This window comes from Leifsonia poae (genome assembly GCF_027921845.1).
Taxonomy (GTDB): domain Bacteria; phylum Actinomycetota; class Actinomycetes; order Actinomycetales; family Microbacteriaceae; genus Leifsonia; species Leifsonia poae.
Window position 1 is genome coordinate 15,606 of the sequence record NZ_BSEN01000015.1, and the last position, 24,477, is coordinate 40,082.

Below are 24,477 nucleotides of genomic sequence, written 5' to 3' on the forward strand. Positions count from 1 at the left end.
GTGCTCATCCTTCTACCGCCCTCCGAGACCAAGCGCGACGGGGGAGCGGGAGAGCCGCTCGCCCTCGACGGCCTCGGCTTCGGCGAGCTTTCGCGCGTGCGACGCGAGGTGCTCGCGGCCGTGGCGAAGCTGTCCCGCAACCGCGAGGCGAGCATCCGGGCCCTCAAGCTGGGCCCGAAGCAGGCCGGCGAGGTCGACCGCAATCGCGCGATCCGCAGCTCCGCGACGATGCCCGCGCTGGAGCGTTACACCGGGGTGCTGTACGACGCCCTCGACGCCCCCTCGCTGTCCGAGGAGTCCCGCGCATTCGCGCACTCGTCTCTCGCGGTGCATTCGGCGCTGTTGGGGCTGGTGCGTGCCGACGATCTGATCCCGGCCTATCGTCTCTCGTTCGATTCGCGGCTGTCGCTCGAGCGTGGCGCTCCCACGCTGAAGAAGCGGTGGGCGCCCGTCGTCGGTGGCCTGCTCGCCGCTCGCCCCGGCCTGATCCTGGATCTGCGCTCGGAGGGGTATGCCGCCCTCGGGCCGACCCCGGTGCGCGAGCACGTGCACTATGTGCGGGTGCTCGCGAGGGACGAGTCCGGCAACACGAGGGCGCTCAATCACTTCAACAAGCAGGCGAAGGGGCTGTTCGCCCGTGCGCTCGTCCAGTGCGGGATCGACTTCGCGGGCACAGCGGAGTTGCTCGACTGGGCGCGCTCGGAGGGTTACGATCTGAGCCTCTCGACGGGTGGCCCGGCCTCCGCCGGCGGGGTCGGCGACCTGGAGCTCGTCGTGCCCGAGGTCACGGGGGAGCGCGGCTCCCTGATGGCGGCTCTGCGCTGATCCCGGCCGGTCGCGGCGACGGTCTCGGGGACCCCCCGAATTGGGCTGCCGCCCAAGACTGCAGGCGCGCAAGTCTTTGCGTGAATCGGTAGTGCACCCGGCAAAAGTGAGATAAGCTCACACCAGGTGAAGCTCTCACAGCTTCGTATCGGGCAATGCGAGCCAGAGGAGGAGCATCCAGCCGAGGTGGGTTTGGCGCTCTCGACGTTGAGATGCGCTCACCCCCGCCGATCTGTCGGGCCGACGTCACGGTAACCCGGCGTGAATCCCCTCACGCCGATTGTGAACGTTCGGATGCGTGAGGTCTCTGTTCCGCCTGCGGTCGGGCACGTGCGGAGGGGGCCTTGCGAGCGAGAATCCAGCGTTCCGAATGAGTGCCGTCGTCGGCCCGACCCTCTTTGCGTCGGCCCGCCTTTTCTGGCGGGTCGGCGCAGTAGGGGCCGGCCGGAGTCCACTGCACACTGCGCCGCGGCTCGGCGCGAGATCACTCGGCCCGGAAGCATCCCTCGAAGTGGTCGTCGACCATGCCGGTGGACTGCATCAGCGCGTACATGGTCGTCGGCCCCACGAAGCGGAAGCCGTTGCGGCGCAACTCCTTGCTGAGCGCGGTCGATTCCACGGTGACGGCGGGGACGTCGCCCCAGCCTCGCGGGCGCGGCGTCGTTGCGGCCGGCGGAGCGAAGCTCCACATCAGTTCTTCGAGCGGTCGATCGAGGGCGAGCGTGGCGCGCGCGTTGGCGATCGTCGCCTCGATCTTGCCGCGATGGCGGATGATGCGGGCATCCTGCAGCAGGCGTTCGACGTCGGCTTCGGTCATCGCGGCGACCCGCTCCACGTCGAAACCGTAGAAGTCTTCGCGGAACGCCGGGCGGCGCCGCAGAATCGTGATCCAGGAGAGGCCCGCCTGGAAGCCCTCGAGGCACAGCTTCTCGTAGAGCGCGCGCGGATCGTGTTGTTCGCGACCCCATTCCTCATCGTGGTACCGGCGGTACTCGGGATCGGTCGCGGCCCAGGAGCAGCGCGCGAGCCCGTCGTCGCCGACGATCACGGAGGCGCGTGGTGTGGCGGCGGCATCCGGTGCATCGGTCGAATCGGGGGAGGTGGCGGTGGTGGTGGTGGCCGGGCCCTCGAGTGAGCCGGTCGTCGTTTCGGGGGAGGCGGGCGAGCTGTCGTCGATGGGTGCGCTCATGCCGCCAGCATGATCCCTTCGTGCGTGAGGAGCCACAGTTTCGTGGGGATGCCCTCGCCTCCGCTGTAGCCCGTGATCTTGCCGGTGGACGACAGCACTCGATGACAGCCGATGATGATCGGGATCGGGTTGGCGCCCACCGCGCCGCCGATCGCGCGACCGGCCGTCGGGCGGCCGAGTTCGAGCCCGAGCTCGCCGTACGACGTGAGCTGCCCGTACTCGAGGGAACCGAGTCTCTCCCAGACGGAGCGCTGGAATGCGGAACCGCCGAAGCTGACCGGGAGCTCGAAGTTCTTGCGATCGCCGGCGAAGTACTCACCGAGCTGCTTCACGGCGCGCTCGAGCACGTCGTTGCTGCGTTCCTGGTGCTCCTCGAGGGGAAGGTGGCCGTCGCGCTCGATCGAGAGCGACGTGATGGCCTGGCCATCGCTGGTGAGTTCGAGGCGGCCGATGGGGCTGCTCATGCGCGTGAGATAGGCGAAGGAAGTGCTCATGGTTCGACTGTAGGGGGCCCATCCGACATCCACTCGCGGAAATCGGACATTGGGGACAACCTCTACGCTCGTCGTGCTGTGGAGGACGGTCACCGTCCGCGGGTGCGCCGAAATAGACTCGGAACATGGCAGAAATCGACTACCGCACGCTCGGAGACTCGGGACTCGTCGTCTCGACCATCGGCCTCGGCTGCAACAACTTCGGACGCGTCGGCACCGCATCCGAATCGCAGGCAGGAACGGACGCGGTGATCGACGCCGCGATCGACGCGGGCGTCACGTTCTTCGACACGGCGGACATCTACGGTGCAGAACGCGGGCTCTCGGAGACGCTGATGGGCAAGGCCCTCGAGGGCAAGCGCGACCGGATCGTGCTGGCCAGCAAGTTCGGCATGGACATGGCAGGGGTGAACGGGCCCGACTGGGGCGTCCGCGGGTCGCGCCGGTACATCCGGCTCGCGGTCGAGTCGTCGCTGCGACGGCTGCGCACGGACTGGATCGACCTCTACCAGCTGCACCAGCCCGACCCCGCGACGCCGATCGAGGAGACGCTCGCGACGCTCGACGACCTGATCACCGAGGGCAAGATCCGGTACATCGGCCACTCCAACCTCGCCGGCTGGCAGATCGCCGAGGCGGAGTTCACAGCCGAGCTCCACGGCCACCCCAAGTTCATCTCGTCCCAGAACGAGTACAGCCTGCTGGTGCGCGACGCGGAGAAGGAGGTGCTTCCGGCGGTGAACGCGTACGGGATGGGCTTCCTTCCGTACTTCCCCCTCTACAACGGCCTGTTCACCGGCAAGTTCTCCCGCGAGGGTGGCCCGTCGGACAGCCGGATCATGATGATCCGCAAGCACCTGGTCGACAACGCGCCGTGGGACGTCATCGAGGAATACCAGGCGTTCTGCGACGAGCGCGGCGTGACGATGCTCGAGGCGACGTTCGCGTGGCTGCTGGCGCAGCCCGGCCTCACGAGCGTCATCGCCGGCGCCACGAAGCCGGAGCAGATCGTGCAGAACGCCGAGGCGGCGACGTCGTGGCGCGCCACGCCCGAGGAGATCGCCGCCATCACTGCGATCTTCTCCTGACTCGCGCTGCTCTGACCTGACCTGATCTGGACCGCCGGATCAATCGAGTCGGGGATTAATCGCACCTCTCGGCGCAGGGGCGTGATTAATCCCCGACTCGATTGCGTGGATGTCCGCGAAGCGGCAGCGGGAGCGGTCCCGAGTTCGCCCTGAGCGAACGGAAACGTCCTTGTGAGTGAGCACTCACTCCGACTAGAGTGCTCGCGTGGAGAACGAAGAGAAGGAGCGGCCGCGGCGCGCCCAACCGCTTTCCGTGGAAGACCGGCAGGCGATGATCATCGATGCCGTCATCCCGCTGTTGCTCGTGCACGGCCGCGGCGTGACCTCGAAGCAGATCGCCGAGGCGGCCGGGATCGCCGAGGGCACGATCTTCCGTGCCTTCGGCGACAAGGAGACGCTCGTGCAGGCCGCCATCGAGAAGTACCTCGACCCCGAGCCGCTTCGCGAGGCGTTGCGCTCCATCGACCCGGTGCTCCCGCTGCAGCACAAGGTGCGGGCGATCATCTACCTGCTGCGCGAGCGGTTCGAGAGTGTTATGCGCATCATGGCCGTGATCGGCCCTGAGCGACCTCCGGTCAAGCAGGAACGGCACGAGTTCGCGGCGATCATCGCGCGTATTCTCGCCCCGGATGCCGACCAGCTGAACTGGCCGCCGGATCGCATCGCCTACATCCTGCGTATGATCAGCTTCGCCTCGGCCTTCCCTGCGCTGAACGAGGGCATCGAGTTCGGGGTCGACGAGCTCGCGGACATCACCCTCATCGGTGTCGCGGGCAAGCCGTTCGCCGTCGTCACCCCGAGAGCGGAGCCCGCCGACGCCGTCATCGATTCCGTCATCGGCGAGGCAGACCTCACAGCCCTCACACACCTCACAGACGCCACGGCAGACGTCAGCGCCACGGCCGACGTCAGCGCCACCCCATCCGCCGGCACCACCGCATCCGTCAGCATCACCGAAACCACCGCACACTAAGGGACCACATGCTTCTCAAACTCCTCGGCCGGTTCCTCCGGCCGCACTGGCCACTGCTCATCGGCGTGGTGGTGTTCCAGCTCGCGCAGTCGCTGCTGTCGCTCTGGCTACCCACCCTGAACGCCGACATCACCGACAACGGCATCGCCAAGGGTGACACGAACTACATCCTGTGGGTCGGGCTCGGGATGCTCGGCGTGACGCTCGTGCAGGTCGGATGCTCGATCACGGCCGTTTACTTCGGCGCCAAGGTCGCGATGCGGGTCGGCCGTGACCTGCGCGGCTCGATCTTCCACAAGGTCGGCGAGTACTCCGAGCGCGAAGTGACGAAGTTCGGCGCCCCGTCGCTCATCACCCGCAACACGAACGATGTGCAGCAGGTGCAGATGCTCGTGCTGATGACCTGCACGCTGCTCATCTCTGCGCCGATCCTGGCGATCGGCGGCATCATCCTCGCCATGCAGCAGGACATCCAGCTCTCCTGGCTCATCGCGGTGAGCGTCCCGATCCTGCTGGTCGCCGTCGGCCTGATCATCACGCGTATGGTCCCGTTATTCCGCAAGATGCAGGAGCGGATCGACCGGGTGAACCGCGTGCTGCGCGAGCAGCTCACCGGCATCCGGGTGGTGCGGGCGTTCGTGCGCGAGGACATCGAGACGAGCCGGTTCCGCACGGCGAACGACGAGGTCACCGACACCGCGCTGCGCGCCGGTCGTCTGTTCGCTTTGATGTTCCCGATCGTCATGCTCGTGCTCAACGTCTCGAGCGTCGCCGTGATCTGGTTCGGCAGCTTCCGCATCGAGGACGGTTCCATGCAGATCGGTACCCTCACGGCGTTCCTCCAGTACCTGATGCAGATCCTGATGGCCGTGATGATGGCGACCTTCATGGCGGTCCTCGTGCCGCGCGCGGCGGTCTGCGCCGAACGCATCAGCGAGGTGCTGAACACGGAGTCGTCGGTGCACGCCTCGGACAACCCGATCATGCAGCTGGAATCCCATGGCACCGTCGAGTTCGTCGATGTGAGCTTCTCGTATCCCGGTGCCGAGCAGCCCGTGCTCAGCGACATCACCTTCCTCGCGGAGACCGGCAAGACCACCGCGATCATCGGCAGCACCGGCGCAGGCAAGACGACGCTGATCAACCTGGTGCCGCGCCTGTTCGACGCGACGAGCGGCATCGTGCTGGTCGACGGCGTCGACGTGGCAGAACTCGACCCGGACCTGCTCTGGTCGCGCATCGGCCTCGTGCCCCAGAAGCCCTACCTCTTCTCGGGCACGGTCGCCAGCAACCTCCGGTACGGCAAGCCCGACGCCACCGACGAGCAGCTGTGGCACGCCCTCGAGGTGGCCCAGGCGAAGGACTTCGTCGAGCGGATGGACCAGGGACTCGACGCCCCGATCGCTCAGGGAGGCACCAACGTCTCGGGCGGCCAGCGCCAACGTCTCGCCATCGCCAGAGCCCTGGTCAAGCGCCCGGAGATCTACGTCTTCGACGACTCGTTCTCCGCACTGGACACCGCGACGGACGCCAGGCTCCGGGCGGCTCTCGCCCGCGACGTCGCCGACGCCACGATGATCATCGTCGCCCAGCGCGTCTCGACGATCATCGATGCCGACCAGATCATCGTGGTCGACGACGGCCGTGTCGTCGGACGCGGCACCCACGAAGAACTCCTGCAGAACAACGAGACGTACGCAGAGATCGTCTCGTCGCAGCTCACCGCGGAGGAAGCAGCATGAGCGACGACACCGAAACCCAGGAAGCCGCACCCGTCCGGCCGGCACCGCCTCGCCGCGGTCCCGGTGGTGGGGGCCCGTTCGGCGGGATGGGCGGACCGGTCGAGAAGTCGATGAACTTCGGTCCTTCCGCCAAGCGTCTCGCCGGCCGCCTGCGCCCCGAGGCGATCGGGCTCACCTTCGTGACCCTGCTCGCCGTGATCAGCGTGGTCTTCGCCGTGCTCGGGCCGAAGCTGCTCGGCAACGCCATCAACCTGGTCTTCGCCGGCGCGATCTCGCTCCAGTTCCCGAGTGGGATGACCCAGGCGCAGGTGATCGCCGGTGCGCGGGCCTCCGGGCAGACCCAGATCGCGGACCTGCTGAGCGGAACCACGTTCACTCCGGGTGCCGGCATCGACTTCACCGCTGTCGGCATGGTGCTCATGTGGGTGCTCGCGCTCTACATCGCGTCGTCGCTGTTCAGCTACCTGCAGGCCTATGTGCTCAACGGCATCACGCAGCGCACGGTCTACCGCCTGCGCCAGGACGTCGAGGCCAAGCTCCACCGTCTGCCGCTGAAGTACTTCGACGGGATGCAGCGCGGTGAGCTCCTCAGCCGTGTGACGAACGACATCGACAACATCTCGCAGACCCTCCAGCAGACGATGAGCCAGCTGCTCACCTCGCTGCTCACGGTGATCGGCGTCATCGTGATGATGTTCATCATCTCCCCGTTGCTGGCCGTGATCGCGCTCATCACGATCCCGCTCACGCTCATCATCACGACCGTGATCGCGAAGCGCTCGCAGAAGCTGTTCGTGGCGCAGTGGAAGCACACCGGAGAGCTCAACGGCCAGATCGAGGAGGCCTTCACCGGCCACGCCCTCGTGAAGGTCTTCGGCCGTCACCGCGAGGTCGAGGAGCAGTTCCGGCTCAAGAACGAGGAGATGTACGAGGCGAGCTTCGGCGCGCAGTTCATCTCTGGCATCATCATGCCGGCCATGATGTTCGTCGGGAACCTGATGTACGTCGTGATCGCTGTCGTCGGCGGCCTTCAGGTGGCCAGCGGCGTGATGCAGCTCGGTGACGTGACCGCGTTCATCCAGTACTCGCGGCAGTTCACCCAGCCCCTCACCCAGCTCGGGTCGATGGCCAACCTGCTGCAGTCCGGTGTGGCGAGCTCGGAGCGCGTGTTCGAGCTGCTCGATGCCGACGAGCAGTCGGCGGACCCGGCCGAGCCCGAGAGCCCGCAGGGCACCAAGGGACTGCTGGCGTTCGAGGACGTGTCGTTCCGGTACGTCGAGGACAAGCCGTTGATCGAGGACCTCTCGCTCGTCGCCCAGCCGGGTCAGACGGTCGCGATCGTCGGCCCGACGGGAGCGGGCAAGACGACACTGGTCAACCTCATGATGCGGTTCTACGAGCTGGACTCGGGGCGGATCACGCTCGACGGCGTCGACATCGCGTCGATGACCCGGCGCGACCTGCGCAGCCGGATGGGCATGGTGCTCCAGGACACCTGGCTGTTCAACGGGACGATCCGCGAGAACATCGCGTACGGGCGTCCGGATGCGACGGAGGAGGAGATCCTCGACGCGGCCAAGGCGACGTACGTCGACCGCTTCGTCCACTCGCTCCCCGACGGCTACGACACGGTGCTCGACGATGAGGGCGGCAACGTCTCGGCGGGGGAGAAGCAGCTGCTGACCATCGCCAGGGGCTTCCTGGCGCGGCCCAGCGTGCTCATCCTCGACGAGGCGACGAGTTCGGTGGACACCCGCACCGAGGTCTTGGTGCAGAAGGCGATGGCGGCGCTGCGCAGCGACCGCACCAGCTTCGTGATCGCGCACCGGCTGTCGACCATCCGCGACGCCGACCTGATCCTGGTGATGGAGGCCGGACGGATCGTGGAGCAGGGCACGCATGCCGAACTGCTCGCAGCAGGCGGCGCGTACTACACGCTGTACAACGCGCAGTTCGCCGCGCCCGTCTCCGACGAAGCCTGAGGCCACGAGGACACGAGACCACGACGCCTGACGCGACGACGCACGGAACCCTCGGCTCACCGGGCCGGGGGTTCCGCGCGTTCGGTCAGTGCCCGGTGAGCGGCGCCAGCAGGCGGGCGACGATCGAGGGGTTGCCCGTCAGCCGCTCCTCGAGGTCGGCTGCCTCCGCACCGAGCAGCCCGGTGTTGGCGCCTACGTAGCGCAGCGGCTCCGGCTCCCAGCGCGGCGACCGGTGCCCGACCCAGGGGAGCCGGGTGAGCTCGCTGGTGGTCCCGGTGAGCAGGTCGGCGAGGGTGCGCCCGGCGAGGTTGGTCGTGCTGAGGCCGTCGCCGACGTAACCGCCGGCCCAGGCCTCCCGTCGCGTCCGGTCCAGGCCGACACTCGCGTGCCAGTCGCGGGGGACGCCGAGGGGGCCGCCCCAGTGGTGCGTGATCCGTGCGCCCGCCGCATCCGGGAACAGCGCGGCGAGCGCGTGGCGCAGGTGCTCGCGCACGCGGGCCACCTGTTCGTAGGCGGGACTGATCGTGCTGCCCAGGTGGTAGACCGCGCCCCGCCCTCCGAAGGCGAAGCGGTTGTCGGCGGTGCGCTGACCGTAGATGATCAGGTGGCGGAAGTCGGCGAAGGTCTGACCGTGCTCGATGCCGATCCGGTCCCACGTCTCGTCGCTGAGCGGCTCGGTCGCGATCATCAGCGAGTACAGCGGCAGGATGCGCCGGCCGACCTGCTTGATCGCCGCGCCGTAGCCCTCGGTGGCGTTGACGACCGTGCCCGCCCTCACGGTGCGGGCGGTGCCGCCCGCGATCGCCGACACGACACCGTCGGACCAGGAGAGCACCTCGGTGCCCTCGTAGATCGTCGCGCCGGCGCGCTCGACCACGCGGGCGAGTCCCCGCACCAGCTTGGCCGGATGCACGCGGGCGCACGCCGGCGTGAAGGTCGCGGCCACGGCATCCGGCACGCCGTAGCGGGAGCGCACCGACTCTGTGCCGAGAAGCGACACCTGGTCGACGCCGTAGCGCTCCGACTCGGCGTACTCAGCCCGAGCGGCGGCGAGCTGCGCGCGCGAGCGTGCGAAGGTCACCGTCCCTCCGCGCACGTAGTCGCAGTCGATGCCCTCGGCCTCGGCGACGCGACCGACCTCGTCCACGGTGTCGACCATCGCCCGGCGCTGTGCAACGGCGCCGTCGAGACCGTACCTGGCCTCCAACGCCGAGGCGGACTTCGGAAAGAGCGCCGAGCACCAGCCGCCGTTGCGACCGGAGGCGCCGAAGCCGGCGACCTCCTTCTCCAGCACCGCGATCCGCAGTGAGGGGTCGTGCTGCTGCAGGAAGTACGCGGTCCAGAGACCGGTCAGCCCCGCGCCCACGATCGCGACGTCGACCTCCACGTCGCTCGTGAGCCCCGGCCGCGGCCGGAACCCGTGCTCGGCCTCGCTGATCGAATCGAACCAGTAGCTCTGCTGCACCGAACTCATCCGTCACTCCTCACCCGTGCGCGCACGAGTGTGCGCTCATGCCCGTCGTCACTGCGGAGAAAACAACGAGCCCGAAGCTCCTGCGTCGAATCGGGCGATTTCGACGCAGGAGCTTCGGACTCGATGGTGCGGGCGATCAGAGGTGGTTGGACGCCTCGGTGAGGACCGACTCGAGGATCTGGCGGATCTCGGTGAACTCCTCCGGCCCGATGGTGAGCGGCGGAGCGAGCTGCACGACGGGGTCGCCTCGATCGTCTGCCCGGCAGTACAGGCCGGCATCGAACAGCGCCTTCGACAGGAAGCCGCGCAGCAGGCGCTCCGACTCGTCGTCGTCGAACGTCTCCTTCGTCGCCTTGTCCTTGACCAGTTCGATCCCGAAGAAGTACCCGTCGCCGCGGACATCGCCGACGATCGGGAGCGCCAGCAGCTTCTCGAGCTCGGCGCGGAACAGCGGCGAGTTCTCGCGGACCCCCTCGTTGAGCTTCTCCTCCTCGAAGATGTCGAGGTTCTCCATCGCCACGGCGGCCGAGACCGGATGTCCCCCGAAGGTGTAGCCATGGTAGAACGACGTGTTGCCGTGCTTGAACGGCTCGTACAGCTTGTCGCTGATGATGGTGGCGCCGATCGGCGAGTAGCCGCTCGTCATCGCCTTGGCGCAGGTGATCATGTCGGGCACGTAGCCGTACTCGTCGCAGGCGAACATGTGACCGATGCGGCCGAAGGCGCAGATCACCTCGTCGCTGACCATGAGAACGTCGTACTTGTCGCAGATCTCACGGACGCGCTGGAAGTAGCCGGGGGGAGGCGGGAAGCAGCCACCCGAGTTCTGGACCGGCTCGAGGAAGATCGCCGCGACCGTCTCCGGACCTTCGAACTGGATCATCTCCTCGATGCGGTTCGCCGCCCAGACGCCGAACGCCTCGATGTCGTCGGTCGGTGCGCCCATCTCGCCCGCGCGGTAGAAGTTGGTGTTCGGCACGCGGAAGCCGCCCGGCGTCAGCGGCTCGAACATCTCTTTCATGGCCGGGATGCCGGTGATGGCGAGTGCGCCCTGCGGGGTGCCGTGGTAGGCGACAGCACGGGAGAGCACCTTGTGCTTGGTGGGCCGGCCCTGCAGCTTCCAGTAGTACTTGGCGAGCTTGAAGGCCGTCTCGACGGCTTCGCCGCCGCCGGTGGAGAAGAACACCCGGTTGAGGTCACCGGGCGCGTAGTGCGCGAGCCGGTCGGCCAGCTCGATGGCGTTCGGATGCGCGTACGACCAGATCGGGAAGAAGGCCAGCTCCTCGGCCTGCTTGGCCGCGGCCTGCGCGAGACGCTTGCGACCGTGGCCGGCGTTGACCACGAAGAGCCCCGAGAGGCCGTCGATGTAGCGCTTGCCGTGGGAGTCCCAGATGTGGTGGCCCTCGCCCTTGGTGATGATCGGCACGCCGTGGCCGTCTTCCATCACCGACTGCCGGGCGAAGTGCATCCAGAGGTGGTCGCGGGCCTTGGCCTGCAGGTCCGCCTCGTTGGATGTGATGGGTTCGCCGAACGTTTCTACGGTTGTCATCGTTATCGTGTTCCCCAGTTGTAGAACTGCTTGTGGAGTTTGAGATAGACGAACGTCTCGGTTGACAGCACGCCGTCGAGGGTCCGGATCTCGGAGTTGAGCATCGTGATCAGATCGAGGTCGTTCTCGCAGACCACCTCCGCGAGGATGTCGAACGTCCCCGCCGTGAGGACCACGTAGTCGACGGCCGGCATGGCTGCCAGCTTGTCGGCCACCAGCCGCGTGTCGCCGGTCACCCGCACGCCGATCATGGCCTGGCGGTAGAAGCCGAGCTGCATCGGGTCGGTGACGGCGACGATCTGCATGACCCCCGACTCGGTCAGCTTCTGCACGCGCTGGCGCACAGCAGCCTCGCTGAGACCGACGGCTTTGCCGATCTCGGCGTACGATCGCCGTCCATCGACCTGCAGCTGCTCGATGATCGCTTTCGAGACGTCGTCGATCTGCATGGGTTTGGCGGAGTTCGCTGCCCGAGGGGTGGTCATGGAGCGATTCTGTCAGTGCAAAGGCCACTGAGCAAGGGAATCCGCACGAATCTGTCCTTTTCGCTATCGAAATCAGTAGACTCCCGGCATGACCTCTGGGATGCCCACGCGTGAACTCCGCAACTTCGTCAACGGCGCTTTCGTCGACTCCCGCGCGAGCGAGCGCATCCCGCTGATCGATCCCGCGACAGAAGAGGTGTACGCCACCTCTCCGGTGTCGACGGCCGACGACGTCGCCGATGCCTACGGTGCCGCCCAGGATGCATTCGCGGAGTGGGGCGAGACGACTCCGGGGGAGCGCCAGCTGGCCCTGTTCCGGATCGCCGACGCGATGGAGCAGCGCGCCGAGGAGTTCGCCGACGCCGAGTCGCAGGACACGGGCAAGCCGCGCGCGACCCTCGTCGACGACGAGATCCTGCTGTCGGTCGACCAGATCCGGTTCTTCGCCGGTGCGGCGCGCAACCTCGAGGGCCGCTCGGCCGGCGAGTACATGCGGGATCACACCTCGTTCATCCGCCGCGAGCCGATCGGCGTCGTCGGCCAGGTCACCCCCTGGAACTATCCGCTCAACATGGCGGTCTGGAAGTTCGCGCCCGCGCTCGCCGCCGGCAACACCACCGTTCTCAAGCCGTCGGACACCACGCCCCTGTCGACCCTGCTGCTGGCCGAGGTCGCCGCCGAGTTCCTGCCGGCCGGTGTGCTGAACGTGGTCACCGGTGACCGAACGACGGGTGCCGCGATGACCGACAACCCGATCCCGCAGATGATCTCGATCACGGGTTCCGTGCGTGCGGGCATGGAGGTGGCGCGAGCGGCGTCGTTCGACCTCAAGCGCGTGCACCTCGAGCTCGGCGGCAAGGCGCCCGTGATCGTCTTCGACGACGCGGACATCCAGCAGGCCGTCGAGGGCATCGTGGCGGCCGGATACTTCAACGCCGGCCAGGACTGCACCGCCGCGACCCGGCTGCTCGTGCAGGAGGGCATCCACGACGAGTTCGTCGCCGCGCTCGCCGCGTACGCCCGGGTGAACGCGAAGACGGGCGCGCCGGATGAGGACGGCATCCTGTTCGGCCCGGTCAACAACGCCGCCCAGCTCGCGCAGGTCAGCGGCTTCATCGATCGGCTGCCCGATCACGCGAACGTCGCGCTCGGCGGCCACCGCCAGGGCGACCGCGGCTACTTCTACGAGGCGACGATCGTCTCGGGGCTCCGTCAGGACGACGAGGCCGTGCAGAACGAGATCTTCGGTCCGGTGCAGACCGTGCAGAAGTTCAGCGACGAGGCGGAAGCGCTGCGCTGGGCGAACGGTGTGCAGTACGGGCTGGCGTCGTCCGTCTGGACGACCGACCACGGCCGCGCGATGCGGTTCGCCAAGAACCTCGACTTCGGCTGCGTCTGGATCAACACGCACATCCCGATCGTCGCGGAGATGCCGCACGGCGGATTCAAGCACTCGGGTTACGGCAAGGACCTGTCGATGTACGGGTTCGAGGACTACACCCGCATTAAGCACGTCATGAGCTACATCGGGTAGCTTGTGCGCGAACGCAACGGAACACGCAGAAAGGGACGGCCATGAGCATCCGGGAACTGAAGAATTTCGTGGGCGGCGACTACGTCGAATCGACCGCGACGGAGCGGCTCGACATCATCGACCCCGCGACAGAGGAGGTCATCGCCACCACCCCGGTCTCCACGGAGAAAGACGTGGCCGACGCCTTCCGCGCCGCGTCCGGGGCGTTCGCGACCTGGGGGGACACCACGCCGTCGGAGCGCCAGCTGGCCCTGTTCCGGTTCGCGGATGCGCTGGAGCGGAACGCCGAGGAGCTGGCGGACGTCGAGGTGAGCAACACGGGAAAGCCGCGCGGCGGCATCGTGGCCGACGAGGTCGAGCCGATGGTCGACCAGGTGCGCTTCTTCGCCGGCGCCGCCCGCAACCTCGAGGGCAAGTCGGCGGGTGAGTACATGAAGGACCACACCTCGTTCGTGCGCCGCGAACCGGTGGGCGTGATCGGTCAGGTCACTCCCTGGAACTATCCGATGATGATGGCGATCTGGAAGATCGCGCCGGCGATCGCCGCCGGCAACACGGTCGTGCTGAAGCCGAGCGATTCGACGCCGGCCTCGACCCTGCTGATGGCGGAGATCGCATCCGAGTTCTTCCCACCGGGCGTCTTCAACGTCGTCACCGGCAACCGCGACACCGGCCGGGCGCTGGTATCGGACCCGACCCCGCAGATGGTCTCGATCACCGGATCGGTGCGCGCCGGCATGGAGGTCGCCGCGACGGCGGCCCTCGACCTCAAGCGCACGCACCTCGAGCTGGGCGGCAAGGCGCCGGTGATCGTCTTCAACGACGCCGACATCGCCGCGGCGGCCGAGGGGATCGCGACGGCCGGCTTCTACAACGCCGGCCAGGACTGCACGGCGGCCACCCGCGTTCTCGTGCAGGAGGGTGTGCACGACGAGTTCGTCGCCGCGCTCGCCGAGTACGCACGTGACAATGCCAAGACCGGCGCCCCGAACGACGAGGACATCCTCTTCGGCGCCCTGTCGAGCGCCGACCAGCTGGTGCGGGTGCAGGGGTTCATCGACCGCCTCCCCGACCATGCGAACGTCGCCCTCGGCGGTCACCGGCAGGGTGACCGCGGCTACTTCCACGAGGCCACGATCATCGACAGCCTGGTGCAGGACGACGAGGCGGTGCAGAACGAGATCTTCGGCCCCGTGATCACGGCGCAGAAGTTCACGGACGAGGCGCAGGCGCTGCGGTTCGCCAACGGCGTGCAGTACGGGCTGGCCTCGTCGGTGTGGACGCAGAACCACTCCGTCGCGATGCGGATGGCCAAGTCGCTCGACTTCGGCTGCGTCTGGATCAACACGCACATCCCGCTGGTCGCCGAGATGCCGCACGGCGGGTTCAAGCACTCGGGCTATGGCAAGGACCTCTCCGCCTACGGGTTCGAAGATTACACTCGGATCAAGCATGTGATGAGCTACATCGGCTCGTAACCCATCGTCTGAGTTCGGGAGGATACCGAAACGTGGCTCCCGGCTTCACCAGGTACGCGCCGGCCGGCGCGCCGTCCCGGTGGCTGTTCGTCGCGGGACTGCGCTTCGTCGCGGTCTTCGACAGCACGGTCTCCGATGAGATCCTCGACGCCGTCTGGTGGCTCGCCGGTTCGGAGCTGGCGACCATCGAGTCGGTCGTCGGGGCGTTCCCGCTGACCGGTCCGGATGCGGTGCGGTCGTTCGCGGTCGCCGAGCTCGCGGAGCCGAACGCGAAGAACGAGGTTCTGGTGACGGCCGTCGTGCGCGGCGCCGCCGTGATCGACGTCTTCTCCATCGGCGGATCGCGCCGATTCGGGGCGGCGGGCGTTCAGCCGTGGGTGCTCGCGGAGTTCCGGTCGGTGACCGGCCTGGTCCTCGGCGGCGACGATCTCCCGACCGCGCCGGTCGCGCGGGCGAGCGCCGGATCGCTGCCGCTCGGCAGCGGCGTCGTCGACGGGGAGCTGCTGGCGTGGTCGCTCAGCCCGATCGCCTCCGCACCGGCGACACCGGGTTCCGCCCGAGCCGCCGTCACGGAGGCCGTGCCGAGCGACGACACGGTGATCCGCCCGCGCGGGGCGAGCCTCTTCGACCACGCCGGCGCGCTCCCTGCCGCCGATGGCGAGGTGCCTCCGGTGGAGGCGATCGAGCCCGCCGCGCACGAGCTCCCCGGCGCTTTCGACATCGAAGCGCCATCCGACACGCCGAACGGGGAAGCGCAGTCCGGGGTCGTCGACGACACCGTCGCCGACCATCCGGATGTCGAGGTGCGGGCGCCGGGCCGCTTCGCCGTCCGCGTCGGATCGGGGGACATCCTGACCCTCGACCGGCCCGTGCTCGTCGGCCGGCGACCGGCCATGCTCCGTGTCTCGAGCGGGGAGGAACCGCGGCTCGTCGCGGTCGTCTCGCCCGCGCACGAGGTGTCGTCGACCCACGTGCAGATCGAGCAGGTGGGGGACGCCGTGGTCGTCACCGACCTGCGCTCCACGAACGGCACGACCGTGACTCCGGCCGGCGGAGAGGCCTCACGGGTGCGTCCGGGCGAGTCCGTGGTCGTGCTGCCCGGCACGCAGGTCGAGATCGGCGACGGTAATATCATCGAGATCACTGCCGCCAGGGACGAACCGTGATCGACGATTCGCCTGACTCGACAAGAAGAGGACGCGAGTGACCCAGATCGGTCGCAGCAACAGACGCCACACCGTGGTCGTGCCTGGTGACCCCGACGCGCGCATCAGCCTGGCGTGGGCGGCGCTGAGCGACAAGGGCTACCGGCGGTCCGTCAACGAAGACAGCCTCGTCGCCCGGTCGCCGATCTTCGCCGTCGCCGACGGGATGGGCGGCCACAAGGCGGGCGACTTCGCCAGCGCCGCGGTCGTGACCAGGCTCGCGGAGCGGGTGCGGGTGGACTTCGTCGACGAGGAGGCGCTGACCTCGGCACTGCGGGCGGCCGTCGACGACATGGGCCGGGGCGTCGGGCACACCGACCTCGGCACCGGCACGACGGTCACCGGCATCGCGCTCACCCTGGTCGACGGCAACCCGTACTGGCTCGTGTTCAACATCGGGGACTCCCGGGTGTACAGCTACCGCGACGGCACCCTCGAGCAGCTCACGCTCGACCACTCGATCGTGCAGGAGCTGCTCGACGCCGGGGCCATCACGCCCGCCGAGGCGGAGGTCCATCCGCACAGCAACGTGATCACCCGCGCCGTCGGCTTCAACGAAGACCCCGTCCCCGATTACTTCCTGCTCCCGATCGTCGCCGGCTCCCGCCTCCTGGTCTGCTCCGACGGACTCACCAAGGAGCTGACCGAGCACGGCATCCGGCACTTCCTCGGCGAGGGGTCGTCGCCGCTCGACGCCGCCCAGCAGCTCATGGACGCCGCTCTCGGCAACGGCGGCCGCGACAATGTGACCGTGGTCGTCGTCGATGTGCTCGCCACCCCGGAGAGCGGTTCGCACCGTCTCGGCGTCGCGCGTCGAGCAGCGCGCCGGCACTGAGACGACCCTTCATGGCCCCCGAGTTGGGGGTCTCCGTGGTGCCCCCAGTCCGGGCCCAGAGCCCCGGATGCCCAGGGAGCGCTGCCTAGAATAGGGGAACGATTGCCGAGGGGCCCGTGCGGCGGCGCGAGGCGGACCTGAGACCACGAAACCAGCATCTGCGGGTGCACGAGTCGAACCGGGAGGCGATATGGCGCGGCGCCTGCCCTCACAACCGCCGAATCTCCCCGGCTTCTCCTACGTGCGCGTTCTCGGCTCCGGCGGATTCGCCGACGTCTTCCTCTACGAGCAGAACATGCCGCGTCGCCAGGTCGCCGTCAAGGTCATGTTGGCCGAAGTGGTCACCAGCCATGTGAAGCAGATGTTCCAGGCCGAGGCCAACCTGATGGCCCAGCTCAGCACCCACCCGTCGATCCTCACCGTCTATCAGGCGAGCGTCTCGGCCGACGGGCGGCCGTACCTGGTGATGGAGCTGTGCTCCGCCGCCATCGGCCAGCGCTACCGCACCGAGCCGCTCTCCGTTCCCGAGGCGCTCAGCGTCGGCGTGCGCATCGCGAGCGCGGTCGAGACGGCGCACCGGGCGGGCGTGCTGCACCGCGACATCAAGCCGTCCAACATCCTGACGACGGCGTACGGGCATCCCGTGCTCAGCGACTTCGGCATCGCCGCGACGCTCGGCGAGGCCGACGTCACCGAGGCGATCGGCCTTTCCATCCCGTGGTCGGCTCCCGAGGTGCTGCTCGATGAGACGAGCGGGACCATCGCGAGCGAGGTCTGGGCCCTCGGCGCCACGATCTATTCCCTGCTGGCCGGTCGCTCGCCGTTCGAGCTCGCCGGGCGCGAGAACACCTCGTCGGAGCTCATCCAGCGCATCACCAAGGGTCGGCCGCAGCCGATCGGTCGACCGGATGTGCCCCCGCGCCTCGAGCAGGTGCTGATGCGCGCCATGTCGAAGAAGCCCTCCGCCCGGCAGCGCACCGTGCTGGAGTTCATCCGCGAACTGCAGGGCGTCGAGACCGAGCTGGGCCTGCCGCAGACGCCGATCGAGGTGGCGATGGACGACTGGGCGCTCGCCACCGCCGACGACCCGGAGGATCGCACCCGCATCAAGGGCGTCGTCTCCGTCGACCCGGCCGGCGGCCGTCGCCGGCGCCGGCAGTCCTCCTCGCAGACGGTCACGCGGGCGCCCACCCGCACGGTCGTGCGCGAGAGCCTCGGCAGCTCTCCCGGCGTGGTCGCCGCCGCGCCTCCCGCGCGCTGGTCGAGGGCGCTGGTGCTCTCGGTCGTCGTCTGCTCGGTGCTCGTGGTCGCCCTCGCGATCACGGCGGTGCTGGTGCTCGTGAAGGTGTCGGCGAACTCCGAGATCCCCACGGTGCGCGACCTCTCCGGGCGTGTGTCGAGCGAGACGATCGTGTTCACCTGGTCCGATCCCGGTCTCCAGGCCGACGACACGTACCAGGTGGCGGTCGGTGACCAGCCGCCGAGCGTGCAGCACGCGACGGAGTTCCGTGTGGACGCGAAGCCCGGCGAGACCGTCTGCGTGACGGTGACGGTCAACCGCGACGGCAAGACGGGGCAGCCGAGCGGCCAGAAATGCGTGGAGAGGGCGGCCGGGCAGTGATGTCCTGGCTCGCCGCCCACAAATCGCTCGTCGCCACAGCGACGAGCGGCACGGCCGTCGTCGCCCTCCTCACCACGCTGGCGGTCGTCTCCGGTGGCTACAGCGCGCAGCGGATGGACCTCAACGACGCGGCGGTGTGGGTGGCGAGCGACGCCAAGAAGTCCCTCGGCCGCGCGAACACCGAGATCGACAAGCTCAATTCGGTCGTCTCGGGAACGGGGGAGGCTCTCGATGTCGCGCAGGACGGCGCGAACGTGCTTCTCATCGACAAGGAGACGAACACCGTCGCCGTCGTCGATCCGGCCACCAGCGAGGCGGGCAAGAGCGTCGCCCTTCCGCCACGCGATCCCCAGGTGCACCTCGCCGGCGACCATGTGGCCCTCGTCTCGGAGACCACCGGCCAGCTCTGGCTCACCACCGTGAAGCAGCTCGGCGACTTCAACGCGGGCTCAGCGGCAACGATCGACCTGGGCGGCGAGGCGGTCACGACGATGGATCGCAACGGTGTGCTCTACGCGTTCCTCCCCGGCACGAACAAGCTCACCCGCATCGACACGAGCGGAGACGAGCCGGCGACGACGTCGGTGGCCGTCCCCGCGCGCGGTGACGGCGCCAACGATGCCATCACAGTGGCCGGGACCACCTGGGCGGTGTTCGATCCCGACCAGCGGATGCTCTACCTGCCCGGTCGCTCCGTCGACCTCTCGTCGCTGATCGCCACGGGGGAGACCGCCGTGCTGCAGCAGTCCGGCGTCTCCGACGGCGCGGTCTGGCTGGCCACGACCTCCGGCGCCGTCCGCGTGCCGCTCGACGGGAGCAAGCCGTCCAAACCATTCACGGCGGCCACCGGTGCGCCCGCCGCCCCGGTGACGGTCGGGAACTGCACGTACACGGCGTGGACGGGCGGGGAGACCTGGCGCACCTGCACCGGGGGCGGATCGGACGAGCCGGGAACGCTCAGCCAGGTGCCGAGCGCCGCAGCACTGACCTTCCGGGCGAACGGCGACCGCGTCGTGGTGAACGACACGAAGTCGGGCGTCGCCTGGGCGGTGCAGAGCGGGAACGCCCGCATCGACAACTGGGACGAACTCGTCACCAAGAACACCACGAAGGAGCTCGTCGACCAGCGCAAGCAGGACACGGCGCCGCAGTATCAGAAGCAGCAGCAGCCGCCCGTCGCGGTCGCCGATGCGTTCGGAGCACGGCCGGGACGCGTCACTCCGCTCCCCGTGCTCCTCAACGACTACGACCCCAACGGTGACGTGCTGGTCATCGACTCCTTCACCGCGATCCCGGCCGAGCAGGGCACGATCGAGCTGACGAACAGCAACCAGCAGCTGCAGATCACGCTGCCGGACACCGCACACGGATCGATCGCCTTCGACTACACCATCTCCGACGGCCGAGGCGGAACGGCCTCGGCCCACGTGGTCGTCTCGGTGCGCACGCCGACCGAGAACTCGCCCCCGGTCTGCGCGAGGACGGCGAAGGCCGTCGTGCAGTCGGGAGGACGGGTGAGCAGCCAGGTGCTCGGCGACTGCTACGACCCGGATGGCGACTCGTTCTTCCTCGCCGGCGCGACCGTCGCCGCGCCAGACACGGTGACCTTCACCCCTCAGGGTCAGGTGGCCTTCTCCGACCACGCGCAGGGCGGCAGCCTCAAGGACGTCTCGTTGATCGTCTCGGACGCCCGTGCCCAGGGCACGGGCAGCCTCGCGGTCACCGTGCGGCCGCCCGGCCAGGTGCCGATCATCGCCGATCCGTTCGCCGTGCTGGCGTACCAGGATCAGGAGGTGACCGTGCAGCCGCTCGCGCACGTGCGCGGCGGCACCGGCACCGTGCGACTGAGCAATGTCCCGACGAAGGCCGACGCGACGCTCACGCCCGACTACCAGGGCGGGAGCTTCCGGTTCGACAGCGCCCAGGTCGGATCGCACAACATCGAGTACACGGTGACGGACGGCGTGATCACGACGACGGGCACCGTGCGCATCGACGTCAAGGCGCCTCCGGGGGCGAAGACGGCGCCGATCGCCGTGCCGCACACCGCCTTCATCCGCGAGCAGACGACCCAGGACGTCGATGTGCTCTCCACGGACATCGACCCTTCCGGCGGCGTCCTCCTGGTCACGGGCGTCACGCCGCCGCCGGTGGCGGCCGGTGTGCGCGTCGAGATCCTCGGTCAGCGCACCCTCCGCGTGACGCTGAACCGTCCGCTCGACGGACCGATCGACTTCCACTACCGGCTCAGCAACGGTCTCGCCGAGGCCGTCGGAACGGTCACGGTCGTACAGCTGCCTCCCCTGACCGTGCACCAGCCGCCGATCGCCGCGCCCGACGCGGTCTCGGTGCGGGTGGGCGACGTCGTGGACATCCCGGTGCTCGCCAACGACGTGCAGCCGGACGGCGACAAGCTGACCCTCGACCCGAAGCTGGCCACGCCGCTGCCGGCGGGCGCCGGTCTGCTGTTCGCGAGCGGTGACTCGCTCCGCTACCTGGCGCCGTCGAAACCGGGCAACTTCACGGCCGCCTACCGGGTGGTGGGCGAGGACGGCCAGTGGGCGACGGCCGACGTCACGCTCTCGGTGCGCGAGCGCGACGAGGCGACGAACAATCCGCCCGTTCCCAAGACGGTGACCTCCCGCGTCCTCGCGGGCGACGTGGTGCGGGTGACCGTCCCGCTCTCCGGGATCGACCCGGATGGCGACTCGGTGCAGTTCATCGGGCAGGAGACCAACCCGCAGAAGGGCGCCGTCATCGCATCCGGACCCGACTGGATGGACTACCAGGCGGGCGACTACGCCGCGGGGACCGACACCTTCACCTACGCCGTGGTCGACGCGCTCGGCGCCAGGGCGACCGGCACGGTGCGCGTCGGCATCGCGTCGCGGGTCGACGGCGCGCGCAACCCGGTCGCGGTCGAGGACGACGTGAAGGTGCGACCGGGCAAGACGCTCTCCATCCAGGTTCTCGCGAACGACAGCGACCCCGACGGCAGCCCGCTCGGCGTGACCCAGGTGCGGTCGCTCGACGGCAAGGCCAAGGCGACGATCAAGGGCGACCTCGTGGTGGTCACGGCGCCCAAGGCCGAGGCCACGTACAGCTTCCTCTACACGATCCAGAACGAGCGGGGCGGATCGAGCGAGAACTTCATCAGGGTCACGGTGAGCGCGGATGCCCCGCTCGCGCGCCCTGTCGCCGACGACACGGTGCTCGGGCTCTCCGACATCCTCGGCAAAGACCACGTGAACGTCAACGTGCTCGCGAACGTGTTCTTCGCCGACGGTCCGGTGTCGACGCTCGACCTCCAGGTCGTGCCCGGCTACGGTCACAATGCCGAGGTGACGGCCGGCAAGCGCATCCGGGTCGCGGTCACGGCGAAGAGCCAGATCATCCCGTTCAAGGTCTCCAATCCGGACGACGCGTCGATCTCCGGCTACGCGTTCGTGCGGGTGCCCGGCTACGACGACGCCCTGCCGCAGGTGAAACGCGGCACGACCCGGCTCCAGGTGGCCAGTGAGAAGACGCTCACCATCCATCTGAACGACTACATCGTCGCCGTCGGCAACCGCTCGGTACGACTGACGGACGCCGCGACCGTGCGCGCGACGCACGCCAACGGCGACGACCTGGTCGTGAACGACGACACGCTGCAGTTCACGAGCAGCTCACGGTACTTCGGGCCGGCGTCCATCTCGTTCCAGGTGACCGACGGGTCGTCGGCGACCGATCCGAAGGGCAACGTCGCGACGATCGTGCTGCCGATCACGGTGACGGCGCGGCAGAACCAGCCACCGGTGTTCACAGGGGCGCTGATCGACTTCGAGCCGGGCCAGTCGAAGACGGTCGACCTCGCCAAGCTGACCAGCTACCCGTACGAGAAGGATCGCGGCGAGCTCGAGTTCACCATTCAGGACCCGAAGCCGGTCGGCGCCAGCGCGACGCTCACTGGGCAGAAGCTCACGATCTCGGTCGACGAGGGAACGGCGAAGGGCGCGCATCCCTCGATCGCGATCGGGGTGAAGGACGCGGTCAACACCGGACAGGCCGGGCGCATCGACCTCAACGTCGTGCCGTCGACGCGACCGATCGCGAGCCCGGCGGCCGACAAGGTCATCGCGCCGCGCGGCAAGACCACCGTCGTCGATGTGCTCGCGAACGACGAGGCGACGAACCCGTTCCCCGGAAAGCCGCTGCGCGTGATCGGAGTGCGCGGCCTGGGCAGCGGTAACGTGCCGGCCGGTGTCGTCATCACGCCGAGCGCGGACAAGTCCACCCTGAGCGTCACGGTCGCCGCCGACGCCGAGCCGGCGGACACGACTCTGCAGTACGAGGTCGCCGACGCGACGGGCGATCCCGACCGATACGCCTGGGGGACGGTCGCGATCTCGGTGCAGGACCGGCCGGCGCCGGTGTCGAACGTGCAGGTGCTGAACTTCGCCGACCGCTCGCTCACGTTCTCCTGGATCCCCGGCGCCTTCAACAACTCGCCGATCACCGGCTTCGACGTCACAGTCACCCGCAGCGCCACCGGTCAGCTGGTCTCGACGACCACGTGCACCACCACCACCTGCGCCATCCCGACGCCGGGCAACGGTCCTGACAACGCCGTGACCGTCGCCGTCTCCGCGCGCAACGCGCTCGGGCTGTCGGATCCGACGCCGTACGCCGAGAGCGTGTGGTCCGACGTCATCCCGGCCGCGCCGAGCGGTGTCTCCGCCCAGCCGCTCGACCACGGGCTGCGCTTCACCTGGACCAAGCCGGCGACCGTCCCGGGTTCGAGCCCGATCACCTCGTACCTGGTCTCGGTCGGCGGCGTGACCTCGTCGCTCTCGGTCGCACGCGGGGACGCGGTCGGCACCGCCTACTCGCTGAACGTCACGGATGCGGGCATCGCCAACGGTGCGTCCATCGGCTACGCGATCTCGTCGCGCAACGACTTCTACGCTGGCCGCACGACATGGAACCAGACGCAGGGGAGCGGCGTGCCTGCCGGGCCGCCCCAGCAGACGGGCACCGCGCCGGTGGCGACGCCGAGCATGACGGACGGAACCACGGCCACCCTCAGCTGGCCCGGCGTCTTCTCGGACAACGGCGCGTCGATCTCGCGCTACTTCGCCGGCTACTACGAGGGCGGAACTGCACCCTCGTGTACCGTCACGGGTGTCGAGAGCGGAAACCCTCAGCTTCAGGTCGGCTCGGGGCTGACCGGCACCGACGGCAGTTCGATGTCGTTCTCGAATCTGAGCGCGAACCACAACTACTCGTTCATCGTCTACGCCTACAACGGACAGGGCTGCACGCCGAGCGCCGTCGTCAGCGCGACCCCGCGCCGAGCGCCCGCGATGGCCACCGGCGCCACCGTCTCCGGGCAGCTGGTGGCCAACGGCACCGGCATCTGGGACTTCAACCTCGAGAACCTGGCCTACGCCGCGGGGAGCGGAAGCGGCACGACCCAGGTGTTCTACCACCTGCTCGGCGCCGACGGCAGCAGCGAGGCCGGCTCCCTGAACGCCACGAACGGTGTGCTGAGCGGCACGAACAGCCACTACGGAGTGGATCTCACCCTGCGGATCGACCGGATCTGCGAGGTCTACGAGGGCGGGTCACGGCTCTGCAGCCCGCAGGGCGATACGTACAGCCAGCATCTGGGAGTTGCGGCCAGCGCCAACATCGACGGCTTCAACTTCGCCCCCGACCCCGTCACGAACCTCGGAACGTTCACCTGGACCGGGTGGCCGACGGGTTCGTACGACTCGGTCACCTACACCTGCGGCGACGGCGTGCAGTATCCGATGCCGGCGGCCGGCAGCACGGCGAGCTGCGTCGTCCCGGACGGCGTGCAGCCGGTGCTCCGGATCTCCGTCGGTGCGAACGGGCAGACCTACACCCGCGACTACGGACCAACAGGGTGACGGGCCGCCGACCCGGCATACTGATGGACAGCAACCTTGACGAGTGAGGTGAGTGTGGAGACGTTCACGCAGACGACGGAGAGAAACC

Annotated in this window: 16 protein-coding genes; 11 read left to right on the forward strand and 5 right to left on the reverse strand. The window is 68.6% G+C overall.

All coding sequences use genetic code 11. The features are described from left to right. Window positions 1–825 carry a YaaA family protein gene (locus tag PKE84_RS14815; protein WP_271178041.1) on the forward strand — a complete coding sequence of 275 codons (825 nt, stop codon included), beginning with the start codon at window positions 1–3 and terminating at the stop codon, window positions 823–825. Window positions 826–1,309: 484 nt separating this feature from the next. Here PKE84_RS14815 and PKE84_RS14820 read toward each other — a convergent pair whose 3' ends face one another. Continuing rightward, complete coding sequence (locus PKE84_RS14820) at window positions 1,310–2,014, reverse strand: DNA-3-methyladenine glycosylase I (RefSeq protein ID WP_309297490.1); 705 nt, start codon at window positions 2,012–2,014, stop codon at window positions 1,310–1,312. Further along, window positions 2,011–2,508, reverse strand: coding sequence for a methylated-DNA--[protein]-cysteine S-methyltransferase (locus tag PKE84_RS14825; RefSeq protein WP_271178042.1), 498 nt, complete (start codon window positions 2,506–2,508; stop codon window positions 2,011–2,013). The genes PKE84_RS14820 and PKE84_RS14825 overlap by 4 nt, the downstream gene beginning before the upstream one ends. 125 nt (window positions 2,509–2,633) lie before the next feature. Between PKE84_RS14825 and PKE84_RS14830 the strand changes: the two genes are divergently transcribed. The 4 genes from PKE84_RS14830 to PKE84_RS14845 all read left to right on the forward strand — a co-directional run bounded on the left by PKE84_RS14830 (window position 2,634) and on the right by PKE84_RS14845 (window position 8,293). After that, window positions 2,634–3,596, forward strand: a complete 963-nt coding sequence (locus PKE84_RS14830; RefSeq protein ID WP_271178043.1) for an aldo/keto reductase — start codon at window positions 2,634–2,636, stop codon at window positions 3,594–3,596. A 205-nt stretch (window positions 3,597–3,801) separates the two neighbouring features. Beyond that, window positions 3,802–4,569 carry a TetR/AcrR family transcriptional regulator gene (locus PKE84_RS14835; protein WP_271178044.1) on the forward strand — a complete coding sequence of 256 codons (768 nt, stop codon included), beginning with the start codon at window positions 3,802–3,804 and terminating at the stop codon, window positions 4,567–4,569. 8 nt (window positions 4,570–4,577) lie between these two features. Beyond that, a complete protein-coding gene (locus PKE84_RS14840) occupies window positions 4,578–6,311 on the forward strand; it encodes an ABC transporter ATP-binding protein (RefSeq protein ID WP_271178045.1) in 1,734 nt (577 codons plus the stop codon). After that, on the forward strand, window positions 6,308–8,293 hold the full coding sequence (locus PKE84_RS14845; RefSeq protein ID WP_271178046.1) for an ABC transporter ATP-binding protein: 1,986 nt from the start codon (window positions 6,308–6,310) through the stop codon (window positions 8,291–8,293). The genes PKE84_RS14840 and PKE84_RS14845 overlap by 4 nt, the downstream gene beginning before the upstream one ends. A gap of 85 nt (window positions 8,294–8,378) precedes the next feature. On the opposite strand, the gene PKE84_RS14850 is transcribed toward PKE84_RS14845, so the two are convergent. The 3 genes from PKE84_RS14850 to PKE84_RS14860 form a co-directional block, all read right to left on the reverse strand. Next, entirely contained in the window at window positions 8,379–9,767 is a 1,389-nt protein-coding gene (locus PKE84_RS14850; RefSeq protein ID WP_271178047.1) for an NAD(P)/FAD-dependent oxidoreductase, read from the reverse strand. Window positions 9,768–9,903: 136 nt separating this feature from the next. After that, window positions 9,904–11,316: an aspartate aminotransferase family protein gene (locus PKE84_RS14855; protein WP_271178048.1), complete on the reverse strand. Its 1,413-nt coding sequence runs from the start codon at window positions 11,314–11,316 to the stop codon at window positions 9,904–9,906. Between the two features lie 2 nt (window positions 11,317–11,318). Next, window positions 11,319–11,801 (reverse strand): Lrp/AsnC family transcriptional regulator, encoded by a 483-nt coding sequence (locus PKE84_RS14860; RefSeq protein ID WP_271178049.1) that lies wholly within the window; start codon window positions 11,799–11,801, stop codon window positions 11,319–11,321. A 100-nt stretch (window positions 11,802–11,901) separates the two neighbouring features. Between PKE84_RS14860 and PKE84_RS14865 the strand changes: the two genes are divergently transcribed. From PKE84_RS14865 to PKE84_RS14890, 6 genes are all read left to right on the forward strand, one after another. Beyond that, complete coding sequence (locus tag PKE84_RS14865) at window positions 11,902–13,335, forward strand: gamma-aminobutyraldehyde dehydrogenase (RefSeq protein ID WP_271178904.1); 1,434 nt, start codon at window positions 11,902–11,904, stop codon at window positions 13,333–13,335. Window positions 13,336–13,376: 41 nt separating this feature from the next. Further along, complete coding sequence (locus PKE84_RS14870) at window positions 13,377–14,813, forward strand: aminobutyraldehyde dehydrogenase (RefSeq protein WP_271178050.1); 1,437 nt, start codon at window positions 13,377–13,379, stop codon at window positions 14,811–14,813. Between the two features lie 32 nt (window positions 14,814–14,845). Further along, window positions 14,846–15,979, forward strand: coding sequence for an FHA domain-containing protein (locus tag PKE84_RS14875; RefSeq protein WP_271178051.1), 1,134 nt, complete (start codon window positions 14,846–14,848; stop codon window positions 15,977–15,979). A gap of 37 nt (window positions 15,980–16,016) precedes the next feature. Beyond that, window positions 16,017–16,853: a PP2C family protein-serine/threonine phosphatase gene (locus PKE84_RS14880; protein ID WP_271178052.1), complete on the forward strand. Its 837-nt coding sequence runs from the start codon at window positions 16,017–16,019 to the stop codon at window positions 16,851–16,853. A gap of 190 nt (window positions 16,854–17,043) precedes the next feature. Next, window positions 17,044–18,474 carry a serine/threonine-protein kinase gene (locus tag PKE84_RS14885; RefSeq protein ID WP_271178053.1) on the forward strand — a complete coding sequence of 477 codons (1,431 nt, stop codon included), beginning with the start codon at window positions 17,044–17,046 and terminating at the stop codon, window positions 18,472–18,474. Further along, complete coding sequence (locus tag PKE84_RS14890) at window positions 18,474–24,389, forward strand: Ig-like domain-containing protein (protein WP_271178054.1); 5,916 nt, start codon at window positions 18,474–18,476, stop codon at window positions 24,387–24,389. The genes PKE84_RS14885 and PKE84_RS14890 overlap by 1 nt, the downstream gene beginning before the upstream one ends. Window positions 24,390–24,477 lie beyond the last annotated feature (88 nt).